This window comes from Streptomyces sp. Z26, assembly GCF_003665095.1.
GTDB classification, from domain to species: Bacteria; Actinomycetota; Actinomycetes; order Streptomycetales; family Streptomycetaceae; genus Streptomyces; species Streptomyces phytohabitans.
Genome location: NZ_RCHV01000002.1, coordinates 4,190,200 through 4,208,534, shown reverse-complemented (window position 1 = coordinate 4,208,534; position 18,335 = coordinate 4,190,200). Strand labels below are relative to the sequence as shown.

The window sequence follows — 18,335 nt, the reverse complement described above, 5'->3', positions numbered from 1 at the left end:
GCCTCCGTCGGTTGCGGGGGCGGTTCCGGGTGACGTTCCGGACCCGGCCGCGGTCAGTGGAAGAAGTGCCGCGTCCCCGTCAGGTACATGGTGATCCCGGCCGCCTTCGCCGCCTCGATCACGGCCTCGTCCCGTACGGAACCGCCCGGCTGCACGACGGCCGTGACGCCCGCCTCCGTCAGCACCTGGAGCCCGTCCGGGAAGGGGAAGAACGCGTCGGACGCGGCGTACGAACCGGTCGCCCGCTCCTCGCCCGCCCGCTGCACCGCGAGCTTCGCGGAGTCGACGCGGTTGACCTGGCCCATGCCCACGCCGACGGTCGCGCCGTGCTTGGCGAGCAGGATCGCGTTCGACTTCACGGCACGGCAGGCACGCCACGCGAACGCCAGCTCGGCCAGCTCCTCGCCGGACAGCTCGGGACCGGCCGCGAGCTGCCAGTGGCCCGGGTCGTCACCGTCGGCCTGGAGCCGGTCGGTGGCCTGGAGGAGCGCGCCGCCGTCGATCGGCTTGATCTCGACGGGGTCGGACGGCGCCTCGGGACAGCGCAGCACCCGGATGTTCTTCTTCCGGCTGAGCACCTCGACCGCGCCGTCCTCGTACGCGGGCGCGACGATCACCTCGGTGAAGATGTCCGCGACCTGCTCCGCCATCGCCGCGGACACCGGCCGGTTGACGGCGATCACGCCGCCGTACGCCGACAGCGGGTCGCAGTCGTGCGCCTTGCGGTGCGCCTCGGCCACGTCCGCGCCGACCGCGATGCCGCAGGGGTTGGCGTGCTTGATGATCGCGACGCAGGGCTCGTCGTGGTCGTACGCCGCGCGGCGGGCCGCCTCGGTGTCGGTGTAGTTGTTGAACGACATGGCCTTGCCGTGCAGTTGCTCGGCCTCGGCCAGACCGCCGTTGCCGGTGGCGTAGAGCGCGGCGGGCTGGTGCGGGTTCTCGCCGTAGCGCAGCACGTCGGCGCGCTGGTAGGCGGAGCCGAGGAAGTCGGGGAACGGCGAGTCGTCGACGGCGGCGTAGTCGAGCGCGAACCAGGTCGCGACGGTCAGGTCGTACGCGGCCGTGTGCTGGAACGCTTCTGCCGCCAGCCGCTTCCGCTCGTCCAGCGCGAAGCCGCCGCCGTTCGCCGCGGCCAGCAGCTCCGGGTAGCGCTCGGGGTTGACGACGACGGCGACCGACGGGTGGTTCTTCGCCGCCGCGCGCACCATCGACGGGCCGCCGATGTCGATCTGCTCCACGCACTCGTCGGGCGCGGCGCCGGAGGCGACGGTCTCCCGGAACGGGTACAGGTTCACGACCACCAGCTCGAACGCCTCCACCCCCAGCTCGTTCAGCTGCTGCCGGTGGCTGTCCAGCCGCTGGTCCGCCAGGATGCCCGCGTGGACGCGCGGATGCAGCGTCTTCACCCGGCCGTCGAGGCACTCGGGGAAGCCGGTGACCTCCTCGACGCCGGTGACGGGTACCCCGGCCGCCCTGATGCGCCCGGCCGTCGAACCGGTGGAGACCAGCTCCACACCCGCTTCGTGCAGTCCCCGGGCCAGCTCCTCCAGACCGGACTTGTCGTAGACGCTGATCAGCGCGCGGCGGATGGGCCGCTTCGTACCTTCGGCGGTCACGGGATCATTACCTTTCGTCCCTCGATGCGGTAGCCGTCACGCGCCAGGCGCCCGACGACCTCGACGAGCAGCCGTCGCTCGACTTCCTTGATCCGCTCGTGCAGAGCGGGTTCGTCGTCCTCGTCCCGCACCGCGACCACGCCCTGGGCGATGATCGGGCCGGTGTCGACGCCCTCGTCGACGAAGTGGACGGTGCAGCCGGTCACCTTCACGCCGTACGCGAGCGCGTCCCGTACACCGTGCGCGCCGGGGAAGCTCGGCAGCAGCGCGGGGTGCGTGTTGACGAAGCGCCCCCCGAAGCGGCCCAGGAACTCCCTGCCGACGATCTTCATGAAGCCCGCCGAGATCACCAGGTCGGGCTCGTACGCGTCGGTGGCGGCGGTCAGCGCCGCGTCCCACTCCTCGCGGGACGCGTGGTCCTCCACCCGGCAGACGTACTGCGGGATACCGGCCCGCTTCGCGCGCTCCAGCCCCTCGGTGCCGTGCCGGTCGGCGCCGACGGCGACGATCTCCGCGCCGTAGCCGATGACGTGCTGTACGGAGATCGTGTCGAGGAGCGCCTGGAGGTTCGTGCCGGCGCCGGAGACGAGCACGACGAGGCGGGCGGGGCGACGGGCGGCGGGCACGGCCACGGCGGTGCTCCCTCTCGCGGGTTCGGGGGTGGGTGCGGTCGGTCCTGCGGGGCCGGGCCCGTGTCCGGTGGGCCGGGCCCGTGCGGTCGCACGAACGTGAACCGGCGCTCACCGGGGAACTCCACGAGGCCGCCGACCGTCGGCAACGATACCGGCACTCCTCCGGCCCCCCACGGGACGGGGGCGGAGCCGGACGGTAGCGTCGGACGTACGTATGCGCACCCGACGCGGGAAGAGCAAGGGGAAGACACACCTCACATGACCGACCGACGCCGCCGCGCGGCCCCTGCCGAGAGCGCTTCCGAGGACAACCCCTTCGCCCCTCCGCCCGACGACCGGCCGGACCGGCCGTGGGAGCCGCGCCACCAGGGCGGGGGTTCCGACGGGTCCGGTTCCGGCTCCGGTTCCTCCGGTGGCGACGGTTCCGGTTCCGGTGGTGGCGACGACGGCGACCGGCCGGGGCGCTGGGGCGGCAAGTGGAGCCCGCGCCAACCGGGCCGCCAGAGCGGCGGGTTCGGCCGCCCGGGGCAGCAGGACGGCGGCGGGCAGGGGCCCGACGGGCCCGGGCAGGGGCCGGGCGGCGGCAAGGGGTCCGGCATGCGCTGGGACCCGACCGACCGCTACCAGCGGCACGCCCGCTACTCCCTGCACACGGGCATCTGGGGGCTGTTCTTCGCACTGTTCAGCCTGCTGGAGATCGCGCTGCTGCTCGGCGCCCTCTCGGTGTACTGGGGCGTCAGCGGCCTGCGCGCCAAGCCCGGCCGCGCCGGGTCGGACGGGGACGGCGGCACGTCGGGCGCCGGTACGGGCGGTACGGGCGGCGCGGGGAACGGCGGCCGGGCGGACGACGGCGGCCGGGGCGCGTCACCCGTCCCGGTGAGCGTCACCCCGGCGCAGGCGGCGAAGGCCCGTACGAGCGCGGCGATCACCGGGCTGGTGACCGGCGGCCTCACCCTCACGATCGTGGCGAGCACCTTCAGCCTGCAACTCGTCTACAGCGACTACTACGAGTGCAGGAACGACTCGCTCACCCAGGCGTCCCGCCAGCAGTGCGACCACCTGGTGCCGGACGGCATCCGGCCGGTCCTGGAGGGCCAGACCTGACCCGGCGCCCGACCGCGCCCCCGACCCGCTCCTGACCTGCCGTTCCGCGCCGTCCCGTCCCGGGCGGCCGGGGTCAGGGGCGGTCGTGCGGCGCGGACTCGGCGGCGGGCTCCGGCTCCGGCGCGGATTCGGGTGGCCGTACGGGCCCGGGTGGCCGTACGGGCCCGGCTGGTCGTACGGGCTCGGGCGCCCGGTCCTGGTCGCCCGCGTCGAAGTACCGGTCGGCAGGCGCGAATTCGGTCATCAGCCCGCCGGACGCCGCCTTGAGCGCGGCCCAGCGCGTACGCCGGGAGCCCGTGCCGTACCACTCGGCGTCGTCGTCCCAGTCCCCCGTCAGCACCGTGCCACCGCCCGGGGGCACGGGCGCCTCCGCGCCCTCCGTCTTCCCCTTGCCCTTGCCCTTCCGCCTGCCCCTGAGCTGCCACTTCGCCCCGGCCGCGACCTTGTCCCCGGCCTCGGCCCCGGCCCCGGGCTCGCCCCGTACCCCACCCCGCCACTTCCGCCACCTCGACGGCGCGGCCACGGCGGCCCCCTCCCCCGGCGCGGCCGGTGCCGCCACCCGCCCCGCGTCCGGCTTCGCCAGCGGCGGCGCCCCGCGCAGCCGCCACGCCCGTACGGCGAGCGCGGCGGGCGCGCCCACCAGCGCCGTCCAGGCGAGCGCCGCCGCGCCGACCTGCCACCAACTCGGCCCGAACCGCGCCAGATCGCCGTTGCCGAGCGCCCCGCCGGAGAAGCCCGCGAGCGCGGCGAGCACGACAGCGCACACGCAGGCCGCCGCCCACGCAGCCCCCGCCGTCTGCCGGTGGGTGCGCGCGAGGTCGCGGCGCCCGCACACCGGGGCGGCCGTACGGCCCACGCGCCAACCCATCGTCAGCCCGGCCGCGACGGGCAGCGCCGCCAACGCCCAGGTCAGCGGCGTCACTTCGGCGCCCTCGGCGGGCAGCGCGGCGAGCAGCGGGAAGTGCGGCAGCTCCGGGCGGTCGGCGCCCAACGGCCCGACCACGCTGCTCGTACCCAGCGCGAAGCCGGGGCCGAGCGCGTAGGAGGCGGCCCAGACGACGGCGTTGGGGAGCAGCGCCAGCGTGAGCAGGGCGACCGAGACGTGTCCGGCCCAGGCCCCGCCGAGCTGCGGGAACGAGTGCCCGACGGCGCCCGCGTGCCAGGCCAGCGCGAGCAGGGTGAGCGCGGCGCCACCGGCGAGCAGCAGTACGGTCGCGGCGCGCGCCGCCCGTAGCGTCCCGGGGAGGTGCGGGCTGGTCACCACCCGCCGTACGGAGGCCGGTACGCGGTCCGCCTCCCGTAGGCGGGCCGCGAGCGCGCCCCGCGCGGTGGACGCGCGCTCCGGCGCGCACCGTACGGCGCACGCCGACACCCCCGCCGCGAACAGCGGGAGGCAGAGGGCGGCGCTGAGCACGTCGACGCGCAGCGGGCCGTTCGCGGTGTACGCGACGGTGGCGCCCGCGACGAGGAGGTAACCGGCCGCCGACCAGAGGGCGGCCCGGAGCGCGTCGCCGAGCGCCGCGTCCGGCCCTCCCGTGGCGGGCGCCGCGTCCGCCGGTTCGGTCTCCGGCCGCCGCTCGGGCGGGTGGGCGCCCGGACCGTCGCCGTACGCGCCGTCGCCATCGTCCTCGCCCGCGCCGCCCTCCTCCTCACCGTCGTCCTGCGCGGCCCGCCCCGCGCGGAACAGCAGCCAGGCGGGGAGCGCGGAGAACAGCAGCGGCGTGAGCGCCACCGGCGCCGTACCGCCCGTCAGCGTCCCGTCCCGTACGAGGTCGGCGCCGTGCGCGGCCAGCCACAGCCCGGCGGCGACGTGGAGCGCGCCGCCGGGCCCGTCGCCGGGGTACGGGGTGCTGATCCACAGCAGCAGTACGGCCACGGCGAAGACGCCGAGTCCGAGCCCGGCCGCCACCGCTCCGCCCGCCAGCCAGGTGCCGACGGGCGGCCGGTGCCGGGGGGCGGCTGGGCCGTCCGGGTGGGGTGTCGGGGGGAGATACGTGGAGTTCGGCACCCGGTCATGCTGCCAACAACGGCGCCTTTCGCCCGCTTAGCTGAGCGAATGTCGCGGTGTAGATGAATGAGATGATGTGTAACTTTTCAGACCGTATGGTCGGTGAGTCCATGATCGGGACGGGTCCACGGTACGGAGAGCGAGCATGACGGCCAGGTCGAAGACGGGGACGGCGACGAGGAAGAGGTGGCGGGCCCGGCGGAGGGCGACCGCCGAGACGGGACCCGCCCACGCGGACGAGCCGGGGACGGTGGCGGCGGTCGCGCCGGAACCCGCCACCGGGGAGCACCCGACAGCGGAGGCGGGGACGGAGACGGAGGCGGACGGGAAGCGGCCCGCCCCCGCCGGGCGACCCGTTGAGCAGGTCGGTTCCGCCGTGCTCGCCTTCGACGCCCTCTACACGCGGAACGCCCGCGCCCTGACCCGGCAGGCGTACCTGCTCTGCGCCCACCGCCGTATCGCCGAGCACGCCGTGGCCCACGCGTTCCATCTCGCCTGGGAGCGCTGGCCCGAGGTCGCCGCCGACCGGGACCCGGCGGGCTGGGTACGCGCCGCGGTGTACGAGTACGCGCTGTCACCCTGGCACCAGTTGCACCCCGGCTGCCGCGCGACCCCCGCGCACCCCGGTCCGCCCGCCGACCGCGCGATGCTGGACGGGCTGCTGCGGCTCCCGCGTACGTACCGGCGCGCGCTGCTGCTCCACGACGGGCTGGGGCTGGACGTCGAGGCGACGGCCGCAGAGACGGAGGCGGGCGCCGCCGCCACGTCGCGCCGCGTCGGGCACGCGCGCGAGGCGCTCGGTGCGTCGGTGCCGGAGCTGCGGGAGGCCGACGAGGACCGGCGACCGTCACTCGTACGGGAACGGCTGCGGCTGCTGGCCGCCGCACAGCCCGTACGGACGCCGCCGCCCGCCGTCGTACGGCGGTGCAGCGAACGGACGACGCGGCGGCGTACGCGGGCCGCCGTCGGGCTGACCCTGCTGGTCACGGCGGCCACCGCCGTGTCCTGGGTGGTCTCCGAGGGGCGCGTCGACGCGTCCCCGGCACGGCACGCGCCCGCGACACCGGGCCTGCCGGGGACGGAGCGGACGGCGACGGAGGCGTACGTGCCGGAACTGCGGTCGCGGAACCACCGCATGCGCCTCGGTGAGCACGGCCCGGAGCGCGCGACCGAGGACCCGGCGGCGGACGACGGCGCTGAGGACGAAGGCGCGCAGGACGAAGGCGCGCAGGAGGAGGGCGAGTAGGCGGGCGGGGCGGGGTGGTCGGGCGGTCACGTGCGGGCCCGGCCGCCGACGCCGCGCAAGCTGACGGGCCCGCACCCTTCGCGGGGGCGCGGGCCCGTACACCCGTGGTGCGGCGTCAGCCGACCAGCAGCTCGCGCGCGAGACGTGCGGTCTCGGACGGGGTCTTGCCGACCTTCACGCCCGCGGCCTCCAGGGCCTCCTTCTTCGCCTGGGCGGTGCCCGACGAACCGGAGACGATGGCGCCCGCGTGGCCCATCGTCTTGCCCTCGGGGGCGGTGAAGCCCGCGACGTAGCCGACGACCGGCTTCGACACGTTCTCCTTGATGAAGTCGGCCGCGCGCTCCTCCGCGTCGCCGCCGATCTCACCGATCATCACGATCAGGTCGGTCTCGGGGTCGGCCTCGAAGGCACGCAGCGCGTCGATGTGGGTGGTGCCGATCACCGGGTCACCGCCGATGCCGACGCAGGTCGAGAAGCCGATGTCACGCAGCTCGTACATCATCTGGTATGTCAGCGTGCCGGACTTCGAGACCAGGCCGATGCGGCCGGGCTTGGTGATGTCCGCCGGGATGATGCCCGCGTTGGACTGGCCGGGCGTGATGAGGCCGGGGCAGTTGGGGCCGATGATGCGGGTCTTGTTGCCCTTCTGGCCCGCGTACGCCCAGAACGCCGCGGAGTCGTGCACCGCGATGCCCTCGGTGATCACGACGCACAGCGGGATCTCGGCGTCGATCGCCTCGACGACCGCGCTCTTGGTGAACTTCTCCGGTACGAAGATGACGGTCACGTCCGCGCCGGTGGCCTCCATGGCCTCCGCGACGCCGCCGAAGACCGGCACGTCCGTCCCGTCGAAGTCGACCGTCGTGCCCGCCTTGCGGGGGTTCACGCCGCCGACGATGTTCGCGCCCGAGGCCAGCATGCGCTTGGTGTGCTTCTGGCCCTCGGAGCCGGTCATCCCCTGGACGATGACCTTGCTTTCCTTGGTGAGGAAGATAGCCATGGGTGTTGGTGTCCTGGTCCCTCTTGTGGTGTCGGAGATGCGCCGGAAACTACTGCGCGGCCAGCTCGGCGGCGCGGTCGGCCGCGCCGTCCATGGTGTCCACCTGCTGTACGAGCGGGTGGTCGGCGTCGGTGAGGATCTTGCGGCCCAGCTCCGAGTTGTTGCCGTCGAGGCGGACGACCAGCGGCTTGCTGACGTCCTCGCCCCGGGACTTGAGCAGTTCCAGGGCCTGGACGATGCCGTTGGCGACGGCGTCGCACGCGGTGATGCCGCCGAAGACGTTGACGAAGACGGACGTGACGTCCGGGTCCCCGAGGATGATCTCCAGGCCGTTGGCCATCACCTCGGCGGACGCGCCGCCGCCGATGTCGAGGAAGTTGGCGGGCTTGACGTTGTTGTGCTTCTCGCCCGCGTACGCCACCACGTCGAGGGTGGACATGACGAGGCCCGCGCCGTTGCCGATGATGCCGACCTGGCCGTCGAGCTTCACGTAGTTGAGGCCCTTGGCCTTGGCCGCCGCCTCCAGCGGGTTGGCCGCGGCCTTGTCCTCCAGCTCGGCGTGGTCCGGCTGGCGGAACTCGGCGTTCTCGTCCAGGGACACCTTGCCGTCCAGCGCGATGACCTTGCCGTCGCCGGTCTTGACCAGCGGGTTGACCTCGACGAGGAGGGCGTCCTCCTTGATGAAGACGTCCCACAGCTTCTGGAGGACGTTCACCACCTGGTCGGTCAGCTCGGCCGGGAACTTCGCGGCGGCGACGATCTCGCGCGCCTTCTCCTCCGTCACGCCCTCGATGGCGTCGACCGGGATCTTCGCGAGGGCCTCCGGCTTGGTGGCCGCGACCTCCTCGATCTCGACGCCACCCTCGACCGAGGCCATGGCCAGGAAGGTGCGGTTGGTGCGGTCGAGCAGGAAGGAGACGTAGTACTCCTCGGCGATGTCGGCGGTCTGCGCCAGCATCACCCGGTGGACCGTGTGGCCCTTGATGTCCATGCCCAGGATCTGGCTGGCCTTGTCGACGGCGTCCGCCGGGTCAGAAGCCAGCTTCACGCCCCCCGCCTTGCCCCGACCGCCGGTCTTGACCTGCGCCTTGACGACCGCTCGGCCGCCGAGCCGCTCGGTCACCGCGCGCGCCGCCTCGGGCGTGTCGATGACTTCACCGGCCAGCACCGGTACGTCATGCTTGGCGAAGATGTCCCTCGCCTGGTACTCGAACAGGTCCACGCGCGTACGTCCCCTTAGTTGTGGTTCGCGGTTCGTTGTCAGCGTGGGCGTGCCGCGAGGCCGCGGCTTGGCCAGAGGGCACGCGGCATGTCCGCCTTGCAGGTTAGCCCTGCCCGTGAGCGCTTCATGAATTCCAGCTCACAACGGCGCGGTGAGACGTCTCACAAACGCTGCCCGTGTCCTTCGGGCGTGCGGTGGCTTGTCCGCTGTGTCCACCGGGCCCGGTCCGGGTGACGCGGGCGGCGGGGCGCCGGTCCCGTACGGCGTGACCGACCGGCGTCCCACTGCGCCCATTTCCCGTGGCACGGCGCCCACTTCCCGCCGGGGACCGGCCCGGGACCCGCCCGTGCGCGGCCGTCCGGGCCCGGCGGGGGCGGGTGCCGGGCCCGTCGACGCGCGGCGGGTCAGTCCTCCGGTATCGGCAGCGGGCGCTTCTCGATGGCGGCGGCCATGATCTCCGGGAACAGGTCGGGCGTGCACGCGAACGCGGGCGCGCCCAGGGCCGCGAGCGCCGCCGCGTGCTCCCTGTCGTACGCCGGTGCGCCCTCGTCGGACAACGCGAGCAGGGTGACGAACTGCACGCCCGCGCCCTTCATCGCCGCGACGCGCTTCAGCATCTCGTCGCGGATGCCGCCCTCGTAGAGGTCGCTGATGAGGACGACGACGGTCTCGGCGGGGCGGGTGATCTGCGACTGGCAGTACGCCAGGGCGCGGTTGATGTCGGTGCCGCCGCCGAGTTGGGTGCCGAACAGCACGTCGACCGGGTCGTCGAGGTCGTCGGTCAGGTCGACCACGTTCGTGTCGAAGACGACGAGCCGGGTGCTGATGGAACGCATCGAGGCGAGGACCGCGCCGAACACCGACGCGTACACCACCGAGGCCGCCATCGAGCCCGACTGGTCGATGCAGAGCACCACGTCCTTCTTCACGGCCTGCGCCGCTCGGCCGTAGCCGATCAGCCGCTCGGGCACGACCGTGCGGTACTCCGGGAGGTAGTTCTTCAGGTTCGCGCGGATCGTGCGGTCCCAGTCGATGTCCCGGTGCCGGGGCCTGTTGACGCGCGCGGAACGGTCGAGCGCGCCGTTCAACGTGGCCCGCGTACGCGACGCGAGGCGCCGCTCCAGCTGCTGGACCACCTTGCCCACCACCAGGCGGGCGGTCTCCCGGCTCGTCTCGGGCATGGCCTTGTTCAACGACAGGAGCGTGCCCACGAGATGCACGTCCGGCTCGACGGCCTCCAGCATCTCCGGCTCCAGCAGGAGCGTCGACAGGCCGAGCCGCTCGATCGCGTCGCGCTGCATGACCTGCACTACCGAACTCGGGAAGTACGTACGGATGTCCCCCAGCCAGCGCGCCACCTGCGGCGCCGAACCCCCCAGCCCCGCCGAACGGTCGCCGCCGCGGGAGCCGCCGCCGTCCCCGCCGTAGAGCGCGGCGAGCGTACGGTCCATCGCGGCGTCCGTGCCGCTCAGTTCACAACCGGTGCCGTCGGCGCCCTGGCCACCGCCGAGCACCAGGCGCCAGCGGCGCAGCCGCTCGTCGTCGGGCCGCGTGGTCGCGGACTCCGCGTGGATCTGACTCAACTCACCCTCCCCAGCTCGGGGTCCGTGCCCGGCCCCGCTCCCGCGTCTTCCGTCCCGCCCGGTCCTGCCGCCGTCTCCCCCGGCCCCGCCCGGCCCAGCAGCAGCCGCAACGTCGGCAGCACCGCGTCCGCGCGCGCCGGGTCCAGGTCGGGCCCGAAGCCCGGCATCCCGACGCCCGGACCGTCCGCCGCGCCCCCGGGCGGCGCGGCGCCTGCGGGGCCCTCCCCTGCGGGGCCCCGCCGCACCAGCTCGCCGACGGTGCGCCGCACCCCCGACTCGTACGCCGCGAACGTCCGCCGCAGCAGCGGCAGTACGTCCGTGAACGCCTCCGCGGGGACGCCGGCCAGCCAGCCGTCGACCAGGTCGAGCAGCCGCCGGTCGTGCACCAGCAGCATGCCGCCGCCCGCGAGGAAGCCCTCGATCCACGCCGCCGCCTCGTCGGGCGCCGTGCCGGGCGAGAGCGCCAGGCCCATCAGCCGGGCCGCCTCGCCGTCCGCCAACCGCCCGTCGTCCAGCAGGAGTCGGGCGCAGCGGCCGCGCACCAGGCCGGGCGTACGGTCGCGGGACGCCAGCTTCCGCAGCACGCCCTGCCAGCGGTCGAGGAGCCCGTCGTCGGCCTCCCCGCGGCTCTGCGCCAGCAGCGCGATCGCCTGGTGCGCCGTGTCGAGGTGGCCGCGCATCTCCGCCGCGCCGTCCGCGTCGAGCCCGGCGCAGGCGGGCGGCAGGCCGACCCGGACGCGCTCCGCCAGGCCCGCCGCCACCTCCGCCAGCGCCTCCGCGTCGGTGCCGCGCACGTCGCCGTACCGCACCGAACGCACCAACGGCGGCAGCGCCTGCGCGAGATGGCCCACGTCGGAGTCGAGCGCCGCCCGGTCGGTGAGCGCCCGCATGACCACGGGCAGCGCGTCCGGCAGGTCCGCCAGCAGGCAGCGCTCCGCGAGGTCGGTGACCTCCGCCAGCACCGTCGTGCCCACCGCGTCGGTCCGCGCCTTCGCCGTGGCGGCGCCGAGCACGGTGGTGCCCCACATGCCCGCCTCGGCCAGCCGCACCGACAGCTCCGGCTCCCAGCGCAGCTCCCACGTCTCCCGGAACGTGCCGGTGCTGCCCGTACGGGACCGCGCCGGGGTGCCCCAGTGGACGCCCAGCAGCCGGAGCCGGTGCAGCAGGCGGCTGCGGGCGGCGTCCGTGTCCTTGCGCAGGTCCAGCTCCAACTCGCGGTCGCCGCCCTCCGGTTTGAGCCGGAGGGAGCGCTGGAGGCGGGTCAGGTCTCGTTGCAAGGGGACGGCCGGGGCGCCGTCGGGGACCTCGCCCAGGTCGTCACCGACGATCAGCCGGTCGTGGATGAGGGCGAGCGGCACGTCCGAGCCCTCGCACATCACGGACCGTACGGCGTCGACCGTCTCCGCGAGCCCCGCCAACGGCCGTCCGCGCACGGTGGCGAGGGTCTCCGCCATCCGCACCGCCTCGATCACGTGCGACGGTGACACGCCGTGGTCCTCGGCGCGCAGCAGCCCGGCGACCCTGGTCATCCAGCGCTCGACCGGGCGGTCGGGGGCGGCGAACAGGTGCCCGTACCAGCCGGGGGAGGCGATCCCCGCGCCGTACCCGCTGTGCCTGCCGAGTCTGCGGTGCGTCCACGGCACCCACGTGACCTCGACCTTCACCTTCGGCAGGCCCTTGAGCAGCTGCCGGTCGGCGGTGACGGGCACGGTGGCGGCCAGCGCCGGGACGTGCCAGGCGCCGCAGACGACGGCCACGCCGTCGTCGCCGTGCTCGCGGCGGGCCTCGCGCAGGCGCAGCCGCATGTGGGCCTCGCGGGCGGCGTCGCGGGGGTGGCCGCCGTCCCCGTGGACCTCGCGGAGCGCGCCCATCGCCTCGCGGAGCGCGTCGAACGGCGCGTACGGGTCGCGGTCGGCCGCCGCGTCGGCGCCGCGGTGCTCGACCACGTCCTCCCACCAGCGTTCCGGGTCGTCGTACCCCGCCGTCTCGGCCAGCACCGCGAGCGGGTCGAGACGCAGGGCCTCGGCCCGGCCCCGCTCGCCCTCGGACGGCGCCGCGCCCTCCGGCGCGGACTCTCCGTCCGGCGCGGGCCCGTCCTCCGGCAACGGGCGGCGCCCGGCGTCCGGGTCGAGCCCGCCGTCCTCCCCCGCCGCGGCGAGCGAGTGCGCGGCGGGCAGGTCGAAGAACCGCACCGGAACGGCCCGTTCGAGCGCCCAGCTGATCGCCACCCACTCCGGCGAGAAGTCCGCCAGCGGCCAGAACGCCGCCCGGCCGGGCTCGTCCACGGCGTGCGCCAGCAGCGCGACCGGCGGGCGCATGTCCTTCTCCGCCGCCAGCGCGACCACCGCGTCCGCCTCCGGGGGCCCCTCGACCAGCAGGACCTTCGGCTCGTACGCGGCCAGCGCGTCCCGCACCGCCCGGGCCGAACCCGGCCCGTGGTGCCGGACGCCCATCAGCAGCGGCCCGTTCACGCGGAGACCTCCCGGCACGCGCGGTAGAAGTCCTTCCAGCCGTCGCGCTCGCGGACGACCGCCTCCAGGTACTCCTGCCACACCACGCGGTCCGCCGCCGGGTCCCGTACGACGGCGCCGAGGATGCCCGCGGCCACGTCCGACGAGCGCAGCACCCCGTCCCCGAAGTGCGCCGCGAGGGCCAGGCCGCCGGTGACGACGGAGATCGCCTCGGCCGTGGAGAGCGTGCCCGAGGGCGACTTGACCTTCGTACGCCCGTCGCCCGTGACGCCGTCGCGCAGCTCGCGGAAGACGGTGACGACGCGCCGGATCTCCTCCAGCCCCTCGGGCGCGTCCGGCAGGTCGAGGGAACGGCCGATCTGGTCGACGCGGCGGGACACGATGTCGACCTCCTCGTCCGCCGTGGCGGGCAGCGGCAGGACGACGGTGTTGAACCGGCGGCGCAGGGCGCTCGACAGCTCGTTGACACCGCGGTCCCGGTCGTTGGCCGTCGCGATCAGGTTGAAGCCGCGCACCGCCTGCGTCTCCTGGCCCAGCTCGGGTATCGGCAGCGTCTTCTCGGACAGCACCGTGATCAGCGTGTCCTGCACGTCGGCGGGGATACGGGTCAACTCCTCGACCCGCGCCGTCATCCCCTCGGACATGGCCCGCATCACGGGGCTGGGCACCAGGGCGTCCCGGCTGGGGCCGTGCGCGAGCAGCTGCGCGTAGTTCCAGCCGTACCGGATGGCCTCCTCGGAGGTGCCCGCCGTGCCCTGCACCAGCAGCGTCGAGTCACCGCTGACCGCGGCGGCCAGGTGCTCGGAGACCCACGTCTTCGCCGTGCCCGGCACGCCGAGCAGCAGCAGCGCCCGGTCGGTGGCGAGGGTGCTCACGGCCACCTCGACGATCCGGCGCGGCCCCACGTACTTGGGTGTGACGACCGTGCCGTCGGGCAGCGTGCCCCCCAGGAGGTACGTGGCGACGGCCCACGGCGACAGCTTCCAGCGCTCGGGGCGCGGCCTGTCGTCGGCCGCGGCCAGCGCCTTCAGCTCCTCCGCGAAAGCGTCCTCGGCGTGCGGACGCAGGGCATTCGTCTCGGTCACAACTCCCCCTCGGCATACGGTGAATGTGCTGCGCACCACCTTGCACCCCGGCACTGACAATCGGCCTCGCCGCGGGTCCCGTACCTGCTCGGAGGGGGTGCCGGGGGTCGGGACGGTTCCGCGGAGGGCGGGCGCGGGGGCCGGTCCGCGAGCGCGGCGGGGTCCGTTGTCAGTGCCGGGATCTACGGTCGGAGACATGACTGGACAGGGGGCCCGCTGGACGGCGGACCAGGTAATGGCGTTGGCGCCCGACGCCGCGTCACGTAAGAGCGGAAGCAAACTCGCCGCTCCCGGGCCGTGGTCCGGCGCCGGGGCGGGAGCGGGCGCGGTGTGGGGCCTCTGCAAGGGCAGCGGCAAGACGGCGTACCGCACCGTGGTGGACATCGAGGGCGAGGAGGGGCCGGGGTACAAGTGCAGTTGCCCCAGCCGGAAGTTCCCGTGCAAGCACGCGCTGGGGCTGCTCCTGCTGTGGTCGGGCGGGGCCGAGGTCGTGGGCGCGGCCCCGGCCGTGCCGGACTGGGCCGAGGAGTGGCTGAGCGGTCGACGGCAGCGCGCGGAGAAGCGCGCGGCGGCGGGCGCGGACGGCGCCACGGGGGGCGGCGGCAAGGAGCCCGCGGACCCGGAGGCGGCGCGGCGGCGGGCGGAGAAGCGGCACCGTTCGATCACGGCGGGCGCCGGGGAGTTGGAGCAGCGTCTCACCGACCTGTTGCGGGGTGGTCTCGCGGGCGCCGACCAGCGGGGATACGCGGCGTGGGACGAGACGGCGGCCCGCATGGTCGACGCCCAGGCACGTGGACTCGCCGACCGGATACGGGAGTTGGGCGCGATACCGGCTTCCGGACCCGGCTGGCCGGAGCGGCTGCTCGCGGAGTGCGCGCTGCTGCACCTGCTCGCGCAGGGCTACCTCGCGCTGGACGGCCCGCCGGAGGAGGACGCCGTACGGGAGGGGAGCGCCGTACGGGACGGGGCCGCGTCGGAGCCCGCCGGTGGGGTGCGGCCGCCGCTGCCCGAACCGCTGGCGACGACCGTACGCACGCGGATCGGGCTCACCGTCGACACCGCGAAGCTCCTGGCCGACCCGGAGGCGCGGCAGCGCGACGAGTGGCTGGTGCTGGCCCAGCGCGACACGGACGAGGGGAAGCTGACGACGCGCCGGATATGGCTGTACGGGCGGAGGACGCGGCAGCCCGCGCTGCTGCTGTCGTTCGGCGCCGCGGGCCGTACGCCGCAGCAGTGGCTGCCGGTGGGCGCGTCGCTCGACGCGGACCTCGCGTTCTACCCGGGGTCGGGTCGGCTGCGCGCGGCGCTCGGTGAGCAGCACACGCCGCCGGTGCCCGGCCACGAGCCGGTGGACGCCGGGGGGACGGTGACGGACGCGCTCGCCGCGTACGGCGCGGCGCTGTGCGACGACCCGTGGCTGGACAGCTGGCCGGTGGTGCTGACGAACGTGGTGCCGGTGCCCGTCCAGCCGGGCCCGTCCTGGCAGTTGGCCGACGCGGACGGCGACGCGGCGCTGCCTGTCGCGCCCGACTGCGGCCAGTCCGCGCTGTGGCGGCTGCTGTCGCTGTCCGGGGGCGCGCCGCTGACGGTCTTCGGGGAGTGCGGCCACCAGGGCTTCGTCCCGCACACCGCGTGGGCGCCGACCGCCGCGGACGGCACGGCCGCACCCGAGGCGGTGCTCCTGTGACGGGCACGGCGGAGGTGACGGGAACGGCGGGAGTGACGGGCGCAGCGACGGACGCGAGAGGGACCGACCGAGGGGAAACGAGGGGGAGCGCGGTGGAAACGACGGTGCCGTGGAGCGAGTTGGTGACCGCGGCCCTGCTGGGCGCCGAGCGGCGGACACCGCCCGGCGGCAGTGTGACGGCGCTGCTCGACGCGGCGGCGGTGGAGACCGTACGACGTCGGGCGGGCATGCTGCCCACGACCGCCGGGCCGCGCCCGGACCCGGCGCCGGAGGACCACCGCGCGCCGCTGCCGAGGGCGGCCGCGCACCGGCTCACGCTGCTGCTCGCCAACCGCTGGGGCACCGGCGGCTCCGGCGGACGCCGGGGCGCCACGCCCGACCTCGCCGAACTGCTCCCGCAGTGGCTGGCGGCGGCCAACGAACGCGGTTACCGCGTACCCGACGCGCAGCTCCCCGACCTCCTCGACGCGGCCCGTGCCCGTACGGATCTGCGCCCGCAGGCGCGTACGTTCGCGGGACCCCGTGGCCTGTGGCTGGCCCGGCAGAACCCGGAGTGGAAGTTCGTGCTCCGCGGCACCCCCGGCTCGGACGCGGGTACGGGTGCGGAAGCGGGGGCCGACGCCGTTCCGGACGGCGCGGTGGGCCCGGCGGGGATACCTCCGGGCGCGGGTCCGGACGACGAGGCCGTGCACCGGCTGTGGGACGAGGGCCTCTTCTCGGAACGGGTCGCGCTGCTCACCGCCGTACGGCAGCGCGACCCCGCCGCCGGGCTGACGCTGCTGGCGCGCTCGTGGTCCAAGGAGCGGGCCGAGGACCGGCTGATGTTCCTCGACTCGCTGCGCGGCGGCCTGTCCCCCGAGGACGAGCCGTTCCTGGAGAGCGCGCTCGGGGACCGCAGCCGTACGGTCCGGGCGACCGCCGCCGAGCTGCTGTCCTCGCTCCCCGGTTCGGCGCTCGCGGCCCGTATGGCGGAGCGGGCGCGGTCGTGCGTCGGCGTGGACCCCACCGGTGGGGGCGCGGCGCGGAGCGGCGCGGCGCGGGTCGTCGTGGAGGCGCCGCACGAGTGCGACGCGGCGATGCAGCGCGACGGCGTGACCCCGAAGCCGCCCGCCGGGCGGGGTGAACGGGCCTGGTGGCTCGTGCAGTTGGTGGAGGCCACACCGCTGTCGACGTGGCCGGAGCGCTTCGGCGACCGTACGCCCGCGGAGATCACGGCCCTGCCGGTGGCGGACGGCTGGCGGCAGGACCTGCACGCGGCCTGGTGCCTGGCGGCCGTGCGGCAGCGGGACCCCGAGTGGGCGCGTGCCCTCGTCGGGGCGCCGGGCGCACCGCTGGCGGACGGTCCGGGGGACCCGGCGAAGCTGCTGGCGGTGCTGCCCTCGGCCGAACGGGCCGACTGGGCCGCCCGGTTCATCGCGGCGCACGGCCTGTCGGAGGCGTTCCGCATCCTGGGCGTGTGCGCGCTGCCGTGGACGGCGGCGCTGGGCCGCGCGGTGGTGGACGCGCTGGAGATAGCCCGCGACGCGGGCAGCTATCCGTGGAGCTTCAGCGGGGTGATGGGCCTGGCCGAGCGCTGCCTGGACCCGGCCGACGCGGACCGGCTGGCGCCGTTGGCGGCCGTCCCGGACGAGCCGGAGGACGGTGCGCCGGGCGCAGGGAGCTACTGGTCGGAGGCGTTCCAGCGGCTGGTGTCGACGCTGCGGCTGCGCGCGGAGATGCTGGCCGAGCTGCGCGGCGAGGAGGTCCCGGCGAGCGGCGGCTGACCCGGGGCTGCGTACGGGCCCGGCGGCGGACGGGCGCGGACGGGGGACGCGCGTACGGGACGGGGCGCGGCCGGCGGCGTACGGCGCGGGTCGGCGGGGGCACGGCCCCCGGGCCGTGCCGGGCCGGTCGGCCGAGCCACCGGCAACCGGCCACCGGCGGGGTGCCGCGGGCGGCGGACTCCGCCGCCCGCGCGCCGGACGTCAGGCGGCCACGGGCCGTACGTGGTTGCGGACCCAGGCGACGACCTCGGTCGTCGGCGCCCCCGGGGTGAAGATCTCCGCGACGCCCTGGGCCTTCAGCGGCGCGATGTCGTCCTCCGGGATGATCCCGCCGCCGAACACCTTGATGTCCTCGGCCTCGCGCTCACGGAGGAGTTCGAGCACCTTCGCGAACAGGGTGTTGTGCGCGCCGGAGAGGATGGAGAGCCCGATGGCGTCGGCGTCCTCCTGGATCGCCGTGTCCACGATCTGCTCGGGCGTCTGGTGCAGCCCGGTGTAGATGACCTCCATACCGGCGTCGCGCAGCGCCCGCGCGATGACCTTGGCCCCGCGGTCGTGGCCGTCGAGACCCGGCTTGGCGACGACCACCCGGATCGGACCCGACACACCCATCACTGCCTCCATCTGCGACGGCACCCTCGACGACATCCTCGGCAACGTCCCGGACGGGCCCGGCGCGAAGGCGTCGAGGCCGCCGAAGTTAACGAACGTTGTCACGCCAGCATCGCGCATCGCGCCCCGTTCGGGGTGGGCGGGGAGGGGGAAATCACACAGACGGACACACGTGCCTACGCCGAGCGATCATCCGGCGGTCCGCCGCCGGTCGCCTCGCCCGCCGAACGGCCACCACCCGGAAGCGGAGAAAGGGCGCGAAACGCTCCGGCGACACGAGGAGAGGTCGGGCGCCGGTGGCCGAAC

At 75.1% G+C, this 18,335-nt stretch carries 13 protein-coding genes; 4 read left to right on the top strand and 9 right to left on the bottom strand.

From position 1 onward, the window contains the following. Positions 1-53 precede the first annotated feature (53 nt). The gene (gene purH / locus D7M15_RS18720) at positions 54-1,616 is read right to left on the bottom strand and encodes a bifunctional phosphoribosylaminoimidazolecarboxamide formyltransferase/IMP cyclohydrolase (protein ID WP_121518566.1); all 1,563 of its coding nucleotides are present in this window, start codon (positions 1,614-1,616) and stop codon (positions 54-56) included. Beyond that, positions 1,613-2,242 (bottom strand): phosphoribosylglycinamide formyltransferase, encoded by a 630-nt coding sequence (gene purN, locus D7M15_RS18715; RefSeq protein WP_121521000.1) that lies wholly within the window; start codon positions 2,240-2,242, stop codon positions 1,613-1,615. The genes purH and purN overlap by 4 nt, the downstream gene beginning before the upstream one ends. 264 nt (positions 2,243-2,506) lie before the next feature. Here purN and D7M15_RS18710 point away from each other — a divergent pair, with 264 nt between their 5' ends. Beyond that, positions 2,507-3,352, top strand: a complete 846-nt coding sequence (locus D7M15_RS18710) for a hypothetical protein (RefSeq protein ID WP_121518565.1) — start codon at positions 2,507-2,509, stop codon at positions 3,350-3,352. A gap of 73 nt (positions 3,353-3,425) precedes the next feature. Here the strand turns inward: D7M15_RS18710 and D7M15_RS28765 are convergent, their stop codons facing one another. After that, entirely contained in the window at positions 3,426-5,360 is a 1,935-nt protein-coding gene (locus D7M15_RS28765) for a DUF6350 family protein (RefSeq protein WP_206337385.1), read from the bottom strand. Between the two features lie 145 nt (positions 5,361-5,505). On the opposite strand from D7M15_RS28765, the gene D7M15_RS18700 reads away from it, so the two are divergent. Beyond that, complete coding sequence (locus tag D7M15_RS18700; RefSeq protein WP_127201774.1) at positions 5,506-6,606, top strand: hypothetical protein; 1,101 nt, start codon at positions 5,506-5,508, stop codon at positions 6,604-6,606. A gap of 115 nt (positions 6,607-6,721) precedes the next feature. Here D7M15_RS18700 and sucD read toward each other — a convergent pair whose 3' ends face one another. The 5 genes from sucD to D7M15_RS18675 all read right to left on the bottom strand — a co-directional run bounded on the left by sucD (position 6,722) and on the right by D7M15_RS18675 (position 13,967). Then, positions 6,722-7,606: a succinate--CoA ligase subunit alpha gene (gene sucD / locus D7M15_RS18695; protein WP_121518563.1), complete on the bottom strand. Its 885-nt coding sequence runs from the start codon at positions 7,604-7,606 to the stop codon at positions 6,722-6,724. A gap of 49 nt (positions 7,607-7,655) precedes the next feature. Further along, positions 7,656-8,828 (bottom strand): ADP-forming succinate--CoA ligase subunit beta, encoded by a 1,173-nt coding sequence (sucC, locus tag D7M15_RS18690; RefSeq protein WP_121518562.1) that lies wholly within the window; start codon positions 8,826-8,828, stop codon positions 7,656-7,658. A gap of 404 nt (positions 8,829-9,232) precedes the next feature. Further along, positions 9,233-10,411, bottom strand: a complete 1,179-nt coding sequence (locus D7M15_RS18685; RefSeq protein ID WP_121518561.1) for a VWA domain-containing protein — start codon at positions 10,409-10,411, stop codon at positions 9,233-9,235. Next, a complete protein-coding gene (locus tag D7M15_RS18680; RefSeq protein WP_121520998.1) occupies positions 10,408-12,864 on the bottom strand; it encodes a DUF5682 family protein in 2,457 nt (818 codons plus the stop codon). The genes D7M15_RS18685 and D7M15_RS18680 overlap by 4 nt, the downstream gene beginning before the upstream one ends. Positions 12,865-12,878: 14 nt before the next feature. Beyond that, positions 12,879-13,967 carry an AAA family ATPase gene (locus D7M15_RS18675; protein ID WP_121518560.1) on the bottom strand — a complete coding sequence of 363 codons (1,089 nt, stop codon included), beginning with the start codon at positions 13,965-13,967 and terminating at the stop codon, positions 12,879-12,881. A gap of 196 nt (positions 13,968-14,163) precedes the next feature. Between D7M15_RS18675 and D7M15_RS18670 the strand changes: the two genes are divergently transcribed. Both D7M15_RS18670 and D7M15_RS18665 read left to right on the top strand, forming a co-directional pair. Then, positions 14,164-15,654, top strand: coding sequence for an SWIM zinc finger family protein (locus D7M15_RS18670; protein WP_121518559.1), 1,491 nt, complete (start codon positions 14,164-14,166; stop codon positions 15,652-15,654). A 92-nt stretch (positions 15,655-15,746) separates the two neighbouring features. Further along, a complete protein-coding gene (locus tag D7M15_RS18665) occupies positions 15,747-17,417 on the top strand; it encodes a DUF5691 domain-containing protein (protein ID WP_165906288.1) in 1,671 nt (556 codons plus the stop codon). Positions 17,418-17,618: 201 nt separating this feature from the next. Here the strand turns inward: D7M15_RS18665 and D7M15_RS18660 are convergent, their stop codons facing one another. Then, positions 17,619-18,029 (bottom strand): cobalamin B12-binding domain-containing protein, encoded by a 411-nt coding sequence (locus tag D7M15_RS18660; protein ID WP_121518557.1) that lies wholly within the window; start codon positions 18,027-18,029, stop codon positions 17,619-17,621. Positions 18,030-18,335 lie beyond the last annotated feature (306 nt).

What these genes read in the sequence shown, in the direction of transcription:
- D7M15_RS18710 (WP_121518565.1), top strand. Translation starts at nt 2,507, where the DNA reads ATGACCGACCGACGCCGCCGCGCGGCCCCTGCCGAGAGCGCTTCCGAG.
- D7M15_RS18700 (WP_127201774.1), top strand. Translation starts at nt 5,506, where the DNA reads ATGACGGCCAGGTCGAAGACGGGGACGGCGACGAGGAAGAGGTGGCGG.
- sucD (WP_121518563.1), bottom strand. Translation starts at nt 7,606, where the DNA reads ATGGCTATCTTCCTCACCAAGGAAAGCAAGGTCATCGTCCAGGGGATG.
- D7M15_RS18680 (WP_121520998.1), bottom strand. Translation starts at nt 12,864, where the DNA reads ATGGGCGTCCGGCACCACGGGCCGGGTTCGGCCCGGGCGGTGCGGGAC.
- D7M15_RS18670 (WP_121518559.1), top strand. Translation starts at nt 14,164, where the DNA reads ATGACTGGACAGGGGGCCCGCTGGACGGCGGACCAGGTAATGGCGTTG.
- D7M15_RS18660 (WP_121518557.1), bottom strand. Translation starts at nt 18,029, where the DNA reads ATGGGTGTGTCGGGTCCGATCCGGGTGGTCGTCGCCAAGCCGGGTCTC.